The organism is Anaerosolibacter sp., from assembly GCF_029240175.1.
Lineage (GTDB): Bacteria > Bacillota > Clostridia > Peptostreptococcales > Thermotaleaceae > Anaerosolibacter.
This window is the reverse complement of the sequence record NZ_JARBTM010000016.1, coordinates 216,543-231,242: the sequence shown is the minus strand read 5'-3', so window position 1 is coordinate 231,242 and position 14,700 is coordinate 216,543. Positions and strand designations below refer to the sequence as shown.

The following is a 14,700-nucleotide window of genomic DNA, read 5'->3' as shown; positions in this document are numbered from 1 at the left end:
CATGTTTCGAAGTATTCGGTGGAAATTTATTACCATCTACTTTCTCCTGGTATTTATGGCCATGGTGATCGTAGGTGTATTTATTCTACAACAATTTGAGGAGTATCACCTAGGTGCGGTTAGTGAAAACCTAGAGAGAGTCGCAAGAAACACGATGTTGCCAGAATTGAGCAAAATAGACGGCCTAGATGCCAATCGAAGCGAAGTCCAAAATATGATTAAAAACTGGCAGGTGGCATTAAGCGATGAAATTTTCGTAGTAAATACAGATTTTAGAATTATTGCCAGCAGTAATGACAGCTATATTGGAAAAAATGTATTGGATATAGTAGATGAGCATTTGTTATTAGATGGCCGAGCAGGGCGAATGGCAGAAGGAAAAGACTTTGTTACCGACCAAACCACAGAAGAAGTTAAACCTGTAAAAAACATTGTTTTTCCTATCGAAGATGCCAAAGGAAAATCTCAAGGTATTTTGTATTTTCGCTCAGATTTGGGGAATATTTACAAGACTTTGGAGAATTCAAAAAATATTCTTATCGAAGCAACGGCCTTGGCATTATTCATCACGGTAGTCCTAGGCTTTTTTATAGCGCGAAGCGTTACGGAGCCTATTACAGATGTGACCGTTAAGGCTGCCAAAATGGCCAAAGGAGATTTTGATCAAGTCGTAGAAGTAAAATCTGACGATGAGATTGGTCAATTGGCCAGCATGTTTAACTATTTGACAGAGAAGTTAAAGGATACTTTATCTGAAATTTCCAGCGAGAAAAGTAAGATGGAAACCATCTTAAATTATATGGCGGACGGATTAATTGCGGTAAATATGCAGGGCCATGTGATCCACGCCAATCCCAGTGCGATGATGATGCTAAACTTGTCAAAGGATGAATTGATTTATGGTTCCTACGACGAGTTGATTCATCATTTAAATGGTAAGCTAACCCTAGGATACCTTTCAGAAAATAACCCTGATTGGACGGGCAGCGAGATTATTCGGATCAAAGATTCCGTTTACCAAGCCAATTATGCCCCCTTTAAGGATGAGAAGGACGAAAAAGCAGGTATTGTTATGGTGCTCCAGGATATCACGGAACGCCAGAAGTTAGACAATATGCGCAAAGAATTTGTAGCCAATGTATCCCATGAGCTGAAAACACCTTTGACGAGTATCAAAAGCTATACGGAAACCTTGTTGGATGGTGCCATGGAAAATCGAGAAATGACAGAACAGTTTCTAAGGGTTGTGGATAGTGAGGCAGATCGGATGACAAGGCTTGTAAGGGATTTGCTTCAACTGTCCAGTTTGGACTATAAGCAAGTGAAATGGAATAAAAATCACTATGATTTGGTGAAAATTGTTCAGAATTCTATCATGAAAGTAGAAATGACAGCTAAAAATAAGAATCAGGCGTTAACATACATTTCCCAAGGGGATAGTATGTGGGGATATTTTGATAGTGATAAAATTGAACAGGTAATTCTTAATATTGTTTCCAATGCCATAAAGTACACACCAGAAGATGGAGAAATCAAAGTATTCTTAGAGCGCGAAGAAAATCAAGGAATTATTCGTGTTGTAGATAATGGAATGGGTATTCCAAAGGAAGACATTCCTAGATTGTTTGAGCGGTTTTACCGGGTAGATAAAGCTCGTTCAAGGGAAATGGGCGGGACTGGTTTAGGACTATCTATCGCAAGGCAAATTGTAGAAGCCCATGAGGGATGTATAGACATAAATAGTATGTATGGAGAAGGTACAGAGGTAATCATTCAACTGCCATTAGAGGAAAAACTTGTGTAATCGGAATTTAAACCGCCTGTAATACGTTTGTAACATTCATAGTATATAATGTAAATGTATAATGATGAATGTGTACACTAGGAGGAATTTGGATGTTAAAAAAGGTTGTCACAGGTGCACTGGTCGTTGTGATTTTAGGCACAACAAGTGTAACAGGCTATGCTGCATCTGGTAGAATATCATCTTATCGATATATGAAAAACATAACAGAAAACTATGTGAAGGTTATTCAACCGGCTGCAGATCAAAACATTATTTTTGAGAATAATGTGCTAATTTCAGTACAGGTTTATGACAACGCCACTGTTTCCTTAAAAATATATAAACAGGATGCTGTGAAATCAGATACTGTAAAAATAGAGGAATTTGTTGTTGATGAAAAAACAACCATCAAGGGTGAAGTCATCGTTAACGATAAGGTTGATCAGGGTGAGAAGTTCTACCAGAAAAGAATTAAGCTAAGTCCTGGAGAATATGCTATTGTATCTGAAATCAAAGATAAGAATGGAAAAAAACAAGATCCCGTGATAAAGAAGTTCACGGTAAAAAACAAAGATGAAGAAGTGAGCAAAACCTTAAAAGACATCCAAAATACTGATGCCCTAGGGAATTTACTGAATAAGCAGTAATTTGATTGACAAATAGATGTATATGGAGTGATGATCAAAATGCGTAAGGAGAGCTTTAAGACAATACTGCTGGCAGTGCTGGTTGTTTTGAGTATCGCCCTTACCCAACAGCTGTGGATTAGTATTCCAACGGCATCTGGCATGCCCTCTTCAGAAGGAAAGGCGCTGCAGGCAGGTCGCGGCAAGCTGTATGAAGTAAATAATATATCTGACATTATTAACCCCCAAAGCTTTATCATTAGTTTTGGGGGTAAAGATCATACAGTACTTTTTTCCGATTCCTATGGAATTTGGAAGGAAGTACTGCCGATTTTGAGCGGATATTTTGAAGATGGCATCACCGTTGAGGATATAACATCAGAGCGATGGGAAGAAATTAGAGATATACGGGCAATTAAGATGGAGTTTGGGTACAGCATGCCCATCGGTGTCTTAAGTAATGTGGTGGGTGGTAAATCCTCAGGTGTTCAAGGGAAAATAACTGCCTTGGACAGCATTTTGATTCCTGTCTCAGAAGATGGCGTGGTTTACATATCGGATAGGCTTAATGGAAGATTTTTTAGATTGTCTGGGACAATAAATAAGACCAATATAGCATCACTCATTGACCAGATTGGAAATCAAAACAATTACGATTATTATTCATCCATTCGCCAAGGTTATGCCATCGATAATGATGTGTTGGTTCCATTAGACTTATCGATAGAACAATTAAAAATAAAAGTTGAAAATGAAATTGATGTTGCAGGATTAAAGCAAGCAGCCACCTATGCAAGTACCTTAAGGCAAATAGATATCTTTGCCAGCGCCTTCTTTGGAGAGAATTTTGATTTTGTAAAGAAAATTATTCAAAACGATGGATCTGTGATCTATATGTACGGCTATGGACAGAAGGTCCTCAAAGTAAGTGAGACTGGAGCTTTAGAGTATGTAGAAGGATTAGATAATAACAAATCTGGTTCTAATACAGATATGGCAGAGTCTATCAAAACGGCGGTACAATTTGTCATAACCCGGGAAATTACACCTGGACATGATCTTTATTTAAGGGATATTCGACCCATTGGAGGGAATGAAGGCGATAAAAAGAAAGGATACCAACTCCTCTTTGCAAATCGCATTAACGGATTTCCTGTGTACGTAAAGGAGAATCCATCCCAGGCGCCCATTGAGGTTCATGTATTTGGAAAGCAGGTTACCTACTATAAGAAGGTATTGTTAAGGGAAAAAATTGATGTAAGCTTTATTCCACCGAAGCGGCCAGAGCCATTGGCTTTCCATGAAGTCATTGATAACAATACAGAGGCAATAAAAAGAGATTTAGGACTATCGGGAGATGAAGATAAGGTATTGAATGATATCATGATGAAGATTCGATCTGTTCAACGATGCTACTATGGCTATAATACCAGTGAACAAGGTGAATTGATTCCTGTGTTGAAAATACAGATAGAGGATCGTACCTATTTCTTTGATGCAATGAAGGGGAATATCGTTAGTGGTGGGAATGGGAAAATATAAGGAATGGTGAGGGTACTATGGACTGGTCAAAGGCAAAAAATATACTAATTATTGCGTTCATCGTTACCAATGTATTTCTCGTTATCACCATTGAAAGAAATCTGTTTCGGGAGCCAAATCTACCACTTCCCATTGATAAGACGATTCAAAGTGTGACCCATGTCATGGAGGAGAAGGGTATCGATATTCAGACGGATATTCCTAGAACTATAACGCCTATGCCAGTATTGGAGGTAGAATATGAAACCTATGAAGCGCAAGATATTTCCAGACTCGTACCTAGAGATAAGGATACAGACAACGGGCCAAAAGGGAAGTTTGAGATCGTAAACGAAAAAGTTCTCGTATATACTGCCAGCGGCATCAGCAAGTTAGGTACCAAAATGGATGATGAAAAGAGCCTGGATCAGGCAGAGGATTTTCTTGAAAAGTATGGGTTTATGAAAAATGATGTGGAGTACTGGCGCACAGACTTTGATGGGGAAGAGTACACCATCATATTTAAGCAAAAATATAAGGGCAACTTTTTGGAAGACAGCTATATGAAAGTTCAAGTGACGGCGTTTGGTGAGGTAAAGTATTTCGAAAGAATCTGGTTGAAACCTGCCAACTTGGGAGATAGCAAAAACGAAATTATCTCGTCGACCAAGGCTCTTCTGAAGGCTATTGAAAGGCTTAGCGAAACGGAAGGACCCAAAACAATTATAGATATCAGCGTGGGCTATCGTTTTGACCCACCCAGCATGCAAAGCGCAAAATCTGGAACAGCCTTCCCCGTATGGCGAATTTCCCTCGAAGATGGGGAGACAATTTTTATTGATGCCTATGAAAGCCATTAAAAGAATATTAAAATGAATGTAAAACCCCTGTAAATATTTTAAATATTGTTCAGGGGTTTATTTTTTTATGCCAAACCTTCATTTCCATATAATTGCTACTTATCAAACAGAAACAATAGTGGTATAATGAGTGAAGGTTAACATATCATAGAATTGGGAAAGTATGACTTTTTGTTGAAAAATTGCGCTTTCGTTGGTTTACATAAACATGTAATCATTCATTGAAAGGATTGAAAACAAAACATGGAGAAGTTTATTATTGAAGGTGGTTACCAGTTAAAGGGAAAGGTTAGTATTAGTGGATTTAAAAATGCCGCAGTAGCCATTATTCCAGCTGCTATTGTAGCAGGTGATAAATGTACGATTGAAAATTTACCCAACATCAAGGATGTAGAGGTATTAGGGGAAATGCTCGAAGAACTTGGAGCAGATGTAGCGTTTGACAGCGGGGCAAAGACAATGCATATAGATAGCAGTAAAATTCAGGAGTGCTATGCACCCTATGAAATGGCAAAGAAGCTTAGGGCGTCCTATTATCTTTTGGGTGCGGCCTTAGGACGATTTAAAAAAGCCCGTGTAGCTTATCCGGGTGGCTGTGATATTGGGACAAGACCGATTGACCAGCATATCAAAGGATTTGAAGCTTTAGGCGCCAAGGTAACCATCGACCATGGGATTGTCCATGTGGAGGCAGAAGAACTGGTGGGAGCAGAGATTTACCTAGATGTAGTGAGTGTAGGCGCTACCATCAATATTATGCTGGCTGCTTGTAGGGCAAAGGGTACGACGATCATTGACAATGCTGCCAAGGAGCCCCATGTAGTAGATGTAGCTAACTTTTTAAATGCCATGGGCGCAGATATTAGAGGCGCAGGTACAGATGTCATTAAAATTCACGGTGTTGACGAAATGAAAGGATGTACCTATAGTGTCATTCCTGATCAAATCGAAGCAGGAACCTTTATGATTATCGCAGCAGCTACTGGCGGCGACGTGATTGTTGACAATGTGATCCCGAAGCACTTAGACCCTATTACGGCTAAGCTGAGAGAAATGGGATTAGAAATAGAAGAAAATGGCGAATCTATTCGGGTACTAGGGAATGGTAGACCTAAGAAGTGTAACATAAAAACCTTGGTATATCCTGGATTCCCTACAGATCTTCAACAGCCAATGTCAGCTTTATTGACCCAGGCCAAAGGAACCAGTATCGTGACAGAAACCATCTATGAGGGAAGATTTAAGCATGTAGATGAGCTAAAGCGCATGGGTGCGAAAATCAAAGTAGAGGGTCGTGTTGCTGTAATCGAAGGAACTGAACGTCTTTCAGGAGCAGCCGTATCCGCCACTGATTTAAGGGCTGGAGCTGCTTTGATTGTGGCAGGCTTGATGGCTGAAGGTGCTACGGAGATTGAAAACATACATTATATTGATCGAGGATATGAAAACATCGAGCACAAGCTCGTTAGTCTTGGCGCTAGAATCTCTCGGAGGGTTGAAATATAGACAGGCTGTATCGTACTGCCTGTTTTTCCTTTTCATTTATTTAATCACTAGAAGATTATGGTATTTTGGTACTAGAGATATAGAACTGGAGGATATATATGGGATTTCGATTTTGTTCTTTGGCCAGCGGAAGCAGTGGAAACTGTCAGTATATTGCCTCTGATGAATTCCGTATTTTGCTGGATGTAGGATTGGCAGGAAAAAGAATTGTTCAAGGATTGGAAAGCATCGGTGAGAATGCCGAAAAGATAAATGGTATTTTGGTAACCCATGAACACAGCGACCATATTAAAGGCATTGGAATATTATCTCGCAGGTTTAATATACCTATCTATGCAAATACTAAAACATGGGAAGCGATGCGGGGTAAGATTGGTGTTGTTCAAGAGGAGAATATCCGATATTTTGAAACAGGGAAAATTTTTGAAATTGGTGATATCTCTGTTAAAGCATTTCCGATTTCCCATGATGCGGCGGAGCCAGTGGCATTTTCCTTCCAGCACGATCAGGGAAAAATCAGTGTGGCTACGGATTTGGGCCATGTGAGCCATGAAATTAAGGAAGAAATTAAGGATGCAGACTTCTTGGTTTTGGAGTCCAATCATGATATAAATATGCTGAAGATGGGAAATTACCCTTGGTATCTAAAAAAGAGGATAATGGGGGATTATGGACATATATCCAATGATACAGCAGGCAGCGTGCTGGCGGATATGATGGAGGACCGCGGGTCAGTGCGACATGTATTGTTGGCCCATTTAAGCAAGGAAAACAACTTTCCGGAGCTAGCTTTTGAAACGGTAAAAGGCATACTCAGTGACAGGAAAATAAAAGTGGGAACGGATATAAATATAGATTTAACTTACCGAGATCGGGTAAGTAAAGTATATGAGGTGTGTAAATCAATATAAAGAAAGAAGGGAAGCCCATGGATTATCGTGATGATGATCAGAACCAAGACGACTTCCAAAAAAGAATCGCTTTTCAAGAAGGTGAAGAGGAACAGGAAAAGGAGAAAGAAGAGGAAGCCGAACAACTCCCAGGTACCAATTATTATGTGACAAGACCGAGATCCAGCTACTATTACAAGGAAAAAAAGACTCCATATTTTACGATCATTGTGGTAGCCTTGATTGCCGGCATGCTTGGGAGTGTTTTAGGTGCCTATATCGGCCCAGCTTATTTATATGGGAAGTATATGCCATATCCCCAGACTGGAGATACTACAGGCAAGCAGCAGATTGAGATCGTTACCAAGGGTGAGGAGCTCAACGTGATTCCAGCAGTTGCAAAAAAAGCTATGCCTTCAGTGGTAGGAATAACAACCATTACGGTTCAAAGAGATCTTTTCTTTGGGGCTAGAAGAGGCCAAGGTGTTGGAACCGGGGTTATTGTAGACAGCCGGGGATATATATTGACCAATTCTCATGTGGTGAACGACGGCACAAGCGAAGAAGTAAATGTATTGCTCTATGATGGCGATACCATCAAAGCTGAGGTGTTATGGAATGATCCCACGTTAGACTTGGCAGTACTAAAAGTAAATGCTGGTGATTTGACAGCAGCTACGTTAGGAAACTCTGATGAAATTGTAGTTGGAGAAACCGCGGTAGCCATAGGAAATCCTTTGGGATTAACCTTTGAAAGGACAGTCACCTCAGGAATCATCAGTGGTTTGGAGAGAAGTATTCCCCTCAGCGAGTTTGAAAGCATCGAAGGCTTGATCCAAACCGATGCATCCATCAACCCAGGAAATAGTGGAGGACCTTTGCTAAATAGCAAGGGAGAAGTTATCGGGATCAATACCGCAAAGATTCAAACAGGTGAAGGCCTGGGCTTCGCAGTACCGATTAACATTGCAAAACCCATTGTGGATGAGTTCATTGAAAAAGGTGAATTTACAAAGGTGCAGCTAGGGATACGCGGCATCAACGTGACACAATACATAGCAAGTTATGGCAACAATTTAGGAACAGAGAAGGGTGCATTTGTTTATGAAATCATAGGCGATTCACCAGCCAGTAAGGCAGGACTGCAGCGGGGAGATGTGGTCACCGCCATCGACGATCAGAAGATTGATACCATGGGGCAGCTGGTGAGACATCTCTATCAGTATAGACCTGGGGATCGAGCAGTCATTGAAATCGTTCGAGAGAAAAAGAAAATGACCCTTGAAATAACCTTGGAGCGTGCAGCTAGAAGTTAAAAACAAGGTATAGAAGCCGTGGAGTTGTGACAAACTAAACAATAATGACTATGGAGTGATAGCATGTATGTAGTATGTCCTGAGCATCTTTCTGAGGCCATAGATGATTTCGTAGAAGTCTATGAGCAGCCACCGGATCTCTACGAATTAGATAAGGTATCCTTTACCGACTGGATCAGCCCGAATACCTGTGATTTTTGCGATAAAGGACCTAAATACTTAGTGGTATAATATAGACGAGGGAAACCTCGTCTTTGTTTTTATATTATAAAGAATCAATCAATGTAGGGGACAGGCATGCCTGCTCCGTAAGAATATGGTTCTAATCAAAGGAGGCTCCAACAATGAACATATCCATTATTGGCGTAGGAAAAGTAAAAGAGAACTTCATGGCCAAGGCCATCGATGAATACACAAAGCGATTAAGCCGATACTGTAAGCTAAACATCATCGAGGTGCCCGATGAAAAAGCGCCAGAGAACCTGAGCCAAAAAGAAATGGAACAAGTCAAAGGCGCAGAGGGGGAAAACATCCTAAAGCATGTGAAGGAAGGGATGTACGTCATTGCCTTAGACATCCAAGGAAAGATGCTATCCTCAGAGGAACTGGCAGACAAGATGGAGAAACTTGGCCTCCAAGGAAATAGCAGCATTGCTTTCATCATTGGGGGCTCTTTAGGGTTATCCAACGAGGTCCGAAAACGTGCAGATTTCCGCCTGTCCTTCTCCCCCATGACCTTCCCCCATCAACTTATGAGGGTAATCCTGCTGGAGCAGATCTATAGAGGATTTAGAATCATGAAAAACGAACCGTATCATAAATGACTGCGATTTTAGCCGAATGCTAGCCAAATCAACTAATGTATAGGATCGACATATGGGAAGCTTAAGACCATAATTTAAATAATATGAATTTAGGGTATATGCGTTCTCTCAAAGAAGTTTTTGAGAGAAATTTTTTATTTAAGAGACTTTATTTAGGTTAAATTGAATAAATACACAGAAAAGAAGGAATTTTGATTAGCTATATGGAATATTTAGGAAAATACACTACTAAACATATTAATATGAATAAACAGTTACGTAACATATTTTTTTTCTTGTGACAATTAACTAAAGAATAGACACAAATTATAGATCTAATATTTCCTGTTCGATTTAAGGGTATGAACTACTTGTTCTTTATGACTATCATGAACTATGATTCGTCAATATATCTATTCTATAAATAATAACGAAATTGGTTTCATGAAAGCAAGAGTCATGCGAAATACTATTAAATAGGAGTGATAAATTGAAAAGAATTGTATTCTGTATATTGTTGATTAATCTTATTATACTAACTGCATGCAGTTCAAATGTAAATTCAAAGGATAAGGATGAAGTTAGAAGGTTAGCTAGCAAAAACATAAAACTAAGACAAGAATTAATGACTTTAAAATCTGAATGCAACCAATTAAAAGCAGATAATGAAGGACTAGAACAAACACTAGAATTAAATCGTTTAACTAAGGAAGAACAATACAATAGAATCTCAAAGGAACATATGGAACTGATAAATAAAGCAAATGAAACTGATAACTTTCAACAGCTAATCAAATTATATGCACCATTCCTAATAGGAGAACATGAAGAAAAATATGGAGAAATAATTTACTCAAGAATACAATCAGATGAAATAGATAAGTTCATTTCACTACTTGGTAAAGAAAATATTTATAAGGTTGATGATATAACAAACTCTTTAGTAATTTATGCTGATAAAAATGGAATAAATAATGACTTAAGTAAGATTATAGATGAATATGAAGAGCATAACCAAATTGGATTAGAGAGTAAGGAGTTTTATATATTACTAAGGTTACATAGATTAATAGAACAATCAAAGCAATAAAGACTTAAGGCGATTTAGCAACAGATGAATTTAGTATAAATGCTCCATAGAAAAAAATGTGTCAAGGGGACGTAAGGTGTTAAGAGAACGTTTATGGTGGTCTATGGTGGCAAATGAAAATGAAATGTCCCTGTGGCTACTTAAAAGCATATTCAAAGATGATTCATAGGAGAAAGACGAACTTAAAGAAGTAGATAAAAGAGGATGAAATATAAGACATAAGGATATGCTCTTATTTTTGAAAGGAGGTGATTGCATGGGAAGTGATATTAGCGATATTTTCAATTACACATTAATTAGAAAAGGAGTAGATTTTTATGTGCAATCATCAAGAAGACTGTTTAAAGAATTCTTACAAAAATGAGTATTTACTAAGAGATGGTCAAAAACTTATTATACGAAATCCTGAAATTGGAGATGAACAAGGATTAATTAATCACATGAAAGCAGTTGATGGTGAAACAAAATTCTTAGCAAGAGAACCTGGTGAGTTTAGTTTCACATTGGAATAAGAGAGAGAATTGAAATAGTATAAGCAAGTGGGGACGGTCCTTGCTTGCTAGATTGACAGTGTTATAGATATGGAATAAACTGTGCCTAGACAAGCAAGAGAAAGAGGAGAATTTTCGACCTATCATATCATACAGCGAGGGAACGATAGAAAAGAAATTTTTTTATCTGATCATGATAAAAACCGATTTATAGAAACCTTGATTAAGATGAAGAATAAATATAATTTTATAATCTATGCTTATTGCCTGATGGATAACCATGTGCATCTATTAATTAATGATAACGGCAATGATATATCTAAAATCATGAAAAGTATTAATGTAAGCTATGTCTTATATTTCAATCGAAAATATAAAAGGTGTGGGCACTTTTTTCAGAATCGATTTAGAAGCGAATTAATTACAGATGATACACATTTACTTGAAGTAAGCAAATACATCCACAACAATCCTGTGAAAGCTAGTATCGTGCAACGACCAGAGGTCTACAGATGGAGCAGTTATAGAGATTATATAAGAAATATGGCATCGGGATTCATCGATATAAGTAAGGTATTGGATGTTTTTTCTAATACAAGAGCCAATGCAATTAAGGAATACAAAAATTATGTCAATAAGATAGGGAGTATAGCGGAGATCATGGATATTGAAGATCACCATCACAGTATAAAGGAAAACACCGTATTCATAGATTCTATCTCTCATGCTAAAGAAACATTAGAATATATGCTAGCAGATAGAAATCTTTCTATGAAGGATTGCATTGAAAATAAGGCTATGCGTAATGAAATGATAAGATACCTACGAAAAAACTCAAATTTAACACTAAAAGAAATGGGACAAGTTTTCGGAGGTATCAGTGAATCAAGGGTAAGCCGGATATTGAGTTCTTAGATTATTGATTAGCAAGCAAGGACCGTCCCCACTTGCCTATATGGGTGGATAGATTATATTAGAAAATGGAGTGAAGAAAATGAAGAAGATGAACATAAAACTTATGTCTTTATGGGTTGTAGTTGTGTTAACAGCAGCATTAGCTATAGGATGTACAAGCAATACATCACAACCTTCTCCTGCATCAAGTGAAGAAAAATCAGAGGTAGTAGAAATAAAAAATATCAAAGGGCCAGAACTTGTAGAACAAAACTCAGGAAAAGAAAAAGATAAAGTTTTAATTATCGACGTACGTTCCCCACAAGAATATAAAGCAGGACATATTCCAAATGCTATAAATATCAATATTGAAGGCTTTGAAGATAAAATTAGTGAAATTGCAGATTTGAAAGAGTTTCCAATAATAGTGTATTGCAATACAGGGAATAAAAGCGGCCAAGTAGCAGAGATTTTGGTAGCAAACGGATTTAAGGATGTAACCAACGCTGAAGGTGTAAAGCAATTTGAATATGATTTGGTTCATTATGATGATGTAAGAGGAGCTGCTTTCCAAAAACTAATTAATGAAAATCAAGATATTGTGATAGTAGATGTTAGACCCGAAGAGCAAGTAAAGGAAGAGGGAATGATCAATGGAGCTATCAATGTTCCATTTGATGCTGTAGAGACAAATCTTGATAAATTACCAAAAGATAAGACTATTGCGGTATACTGCAATACTGGAACCAAGAGCGTTGAAGCTGCAGGAAAGCTAGAAGCCCTTGGCTATGAGCACGTTGTGAATTCAATTGATGGTGTTAAAGAATATGCATTTAAATTGATAAAGTAATAAATCAGAAAGAGCTGTTTAATTTTAAGCAGCTCTTTTAGTGTAGTTTAACAAAGATTTACAACACTTTTATAGAAAACCGTGGTTACAGCGATACTGAGAACCGTATCATAAATTAGGTGCGATTTTTTATGGAAGCATTGAAGATGTAGGGATGAAAAAGGATTTATATATTCTTCGTTTTGTTATTAACTCATATAAAGTAAGGCTATATGATGAGGTAAAGTTTTTAAATAATATATGGTGTAGAGAGCATATTCTTAATAGCTAATGTTAACCATTTGATGGATTTATTATACAGTCTGTCGTCCCTACATGCTAAAGAGAAAATGTCTGATAAATAATTTATAAGCTGGAATTGAATAAACGTTAAATTCACTAAATTAATTGATTTATCATGAAATTTTGGATATAATACTACTAATTTAATATCTGCATAACGAAGATTTGTGATATTTCGCATTTCGGAGTATAAGAAGTAAAGGCTATGATAAGAAAGAGTAGCAATCAGGATTCCAAACAGAAAGTTACCGGATGATGAGAGGTGCATGGATAGTGATTGTGAATACATCTTGGAGCTTTGCACCGAAAGGATTTACCTAGTAGGCTGCAACGTGAACCTGCACACGTTATCGTGCTAGAGTATATTATTTATAGGGATGTACTTGACAAGGTAAGCAATGTGAGTTGCTTATGAACTAAGGTGGTAACACGAGATGATATCTCGTCCTTTTGGAAACAAGAGGGCGAGTTTTTTATTGCTCGTTTTTATCTTCTTATAGACCTTGCAAGTATTGAAAATAATATTTCAAGGAGATGTTAAATATGTTAACACCAAAAGAACAAATGCCAATTATATGTAAGGGGGTACACACCCTTGTAAATGAGGAAGAATTATTTGAAAAGCTAAAGAAATCCTATGAGAAAAACAAACCACTGACAATTAAACTGGGGCTAGACCCTTCCGCACCAGATATTCATCTAGGCCATGCGGTCGTGCTGCGAAAAATAAAACAAATGCAGAATTTAGGGCATAGGGCAGTAATTATCATTGGTGATTTTACCGGTAAAATCGGTGATCCAACAGGAAAATCTAAGGGGAGAGTTGCTCTAACCGATGAACAGGTAAAGGAGAATGCAAAAACCTACTGTGAGCAGATATTTAAAATTCTTGATATAGCTAAGACAGAAGTAAGATTCAATAGTGAGTGGCTTTCGAAACTCAAATTTGAAGATGTCATTAAGCTGGCTGCCACCACAACAGTTGCCAGAATGTTAGAACGGGATGATTTTCAAAAAAGATATCAAAACCAAACGCCAATCGGAGTTCATGAGTTCTTTTACCCACTAATGCAGGCCTACGATTCTGTTGAACTTAAAGCAGATTTGGAATTAGGGGGAACCGACCAAACTTTTAACATTCTGATGGGCAGAGCACTTCAAAAATCCTTTAGTCAGGACCAACAAATCGCCATGTTCATGCCTATTCTTGAAGGCCTAGATGGCATAGAAAAGATGAGTAAAAGTCTTGGTAATTATATTGGTGTCAGTGAACCTTCAGAGGTGATGTTTAAAAAAGTAATGGAGATTCCCGATGGACTTATTATAAAATACTTTGAGCTTGCTACCGACGAACATCCAGACCAAATTGAGAAAATAAAGGCAGAACTAGACAGAGGCACAAACCCAAGGGATATTAAATACAGACTAGCCAAAATCGTAACTGCCCTCTACCATACATCTGAGGATGTAGAAAAAGCAGTTGAATACTATGAGGCAGCCTTTAGAAAAAAAGACATTCCTGATGATATTCCAGAGCTTCTTATTGAAAAACAAGATGCTGCTATTGGGGACAGTGTTTTACAGTTAATAGAAATGGGCTTTGTAAAAAGCAAAAGTGAGTTTATTCGATTAGTAAACCAAGGAGGGGTTCAACTTAACAGGGAAAAAGTGACGCTGGAAGATTTAAATAGGAATATTGCTAATGACGATGTTATAAAAATTGGTAAAAAGCACTTTGTAAAATTCAAGAAATTTATTATTTAATCTGCCAAGTACAGCCAAATC

14 protein-coding genes and 1 other annotated feature are annotated in these 14,700 nt (G+C 37.7%); all 14 genes read left to right on the top strand.

Annotation, left to right across the window (positions count from 1 at the left end; translation table 11 throughout):
* Position 1: 1 nt before the first annotated feature.
* The 14 genes from K0R93_RS12975 to tyrS all read left to right on the top strand — a co-directional run bounded on the left by K0R93_RS12975 (position 2) and on the right by tyrS (position 14,679).
* Entirely contained in the window at positions 2 to 1,804 is a 1,803-nt protein-coding gene (locus tag K0R93_RS12975) for a sensor histidine kinase (RefSeq protein ID WP_300301999.1), read from the top strand.
* Positions 1,805 to 1,896: 92 nt separating this feature from the next.
* Positions 1,897 to 2,433, top strand: coding sequence for a hypothetical protein (locus tag K0R93_RS12970; protein ID WP_300301997.1), 537 nt, complete (start codon positions 1,897 to 1,899; stop codon positions 2,431 to 2,433).
* A 39-nt stretch (positions 2,434 to 2,472) separates the two neighbouring features.
* Entirely contained in the window at positions 2,473 to 3,954 is a 1,482-nt protein-coding gene (gene yycH / locus K0R93_RS12965) for a two-component system activity regulator YycH (RefSeq protein ID WP_300301995.1), read from the top strand.
* 17 nt (positions 3,955 to 3,971) lie between these two features.
* Entirely contained in the window at positions 3,972 to 4,793 is an 822-nt protein-coding gene (gene yycI, locus K0R93_RS12960) for a two-component system regulatory protein YycI (protein WP_300301993.1), read from the top strand.
* Positions 4,794 to 5,036: 243 nt separating this feature from the next.
* Positions 5,037 to 6,299 carry a UDP-N-acetylglucosamine 1-carboxyvinyltransferase gene (locus K0R93_RS12955; protein ID WP_300301990.1) on the top strand — a complete coding sequence of 421 codons (1,263 nt, stop codon included), beginning with the start codon at positions 5,037 to 5,039 and terminating at the stop codon, positions 6,297 to 6,299.
* A 98-nt stretch (positions 6,300 to 6,397) separates the two neighbouring features.
* Positions 6,398 to 7,210 (top strand): MBL fold metallo-hydrolase, encoded by an 813-nt coding sequence (locus K0R93_RS12950; protein WP_300301988.1) that lies wholly within the window; start codon positions 6,398 to 6,400, stop codon positions 7,208 to 7,210.
* A 17-nt stretch (positions 7,211 to 7,227) separates the two neighbouring features.
* Positions 7,228 to 8,505 (top strand): serine protease HtrA, encoded by a 1,278-nt coding sequence (gene htrA, locus K0R93_RS12945; protein ID WP_300301986.1) that lies wholly within the window; start codon positions 7,228 to 7,230, stop codon positions 8,503 to 8,505.
* A 63-nt stretch (positions 8,506 to 8,568) separates the two neighbouring features.
* Positions 8,569 to 8,736 carry a CxxH/CxxC protein gene (locus K0R93_RS12940; RefSeq protein WP_300301984.1) on the top strand — a complete coding sequence of 56 codons (168 nt, stop codon included), beginning with the start codon at positions 8,569 to 8,571 and terminating at the stop codon, positions 8,734 to 8,736.
* A 113-nt stretch (positions 8,737 to 8,849) separates the two neighbouring features.
* Positions 8,850 to 9,329 carry a 23S rRNA (pseudouridine(1915)-N(3))-methyltransferase RlmH gene (gene rlmH / locus K0R93_RS12935; protein ID WP_300301982.1) on the top strand — a complete coding sequence of 160 codons (480 nt, stop codon included), beginning with the start codon at positions 8,850 to 8,852 and terminating at the stop codon, positions 9,327 to 9,329.
* A 469-nt stretch (positions 9,330 to 9,798) separates the two neighbouring features.
* On the top strand, positions 9,799 to 10,398 hold the full coding sequence (locus K0R93_RS12930) for a hypothetical protein (RefSeq protein WP_300301980.1): 600 nt from the start codon (positions 9,799 to 9,801) through the stop codon (positions 10,396 to 10,398).
* Between the two features lie 317 nt (positions 10,399 to 10,715).
* Positions 10,716 to 10,910: a hypothetical protein gene (locus K0R93_RS12925; protein WP_300301978.1), complete on the top strand. Its 195-nt coding sequence runs from the start codon at positions 10,716 to 10,718 to the stop codon at positions 10,908 to 10,910.
* 81 nt (positions 10,911 to 10,991) lie between these two features.
* Positions 10,992 to 11,804, top strand: coding sequence for an REP-associated tyrosine transposase (locus tag K0R93_RS12920; protein ID WP_300301976.1), 813 nt, complete (start codon positions 10,992 to 10,994; stop codon positions 11,802 to 11,804).
* Between the two features lie 79 nt (positions 11,805 to 11,883).
* Positions 11,884 to 12,633 carry a rhodanese-like domain-containing protein gene (locus K0R93_RS12915; RefSeq protein ID WP_300301974.1) on the top strand — a complete coding sequence of 250 codons (750 nt, stop codon included), beginning with the start codon at positions 11,884 to 11,886 and terminating at the stop codon, positions 12,631 to 12,633.
* Positions 12,634 to 13,111: 478 nt separating this feature from the next.
* Positions 13,112 to 13,368: a binding site (T-box leader), on the top strand.
* 90 nt (positions 13,369 to 13,458) lie between these two features.
* A complete protein-coding gene (tyrS, locus tag K0R93_RS12910; protein WP_300301972.1) occupies positions 13,459 to 14,679 on the top strand; it encodes a tyrosine--tRNA ligase in 1,221 nt (406 codons plus the stop codon).
* Positions 14,680 to 14,700: the final 21 nt, after the last annotated feature.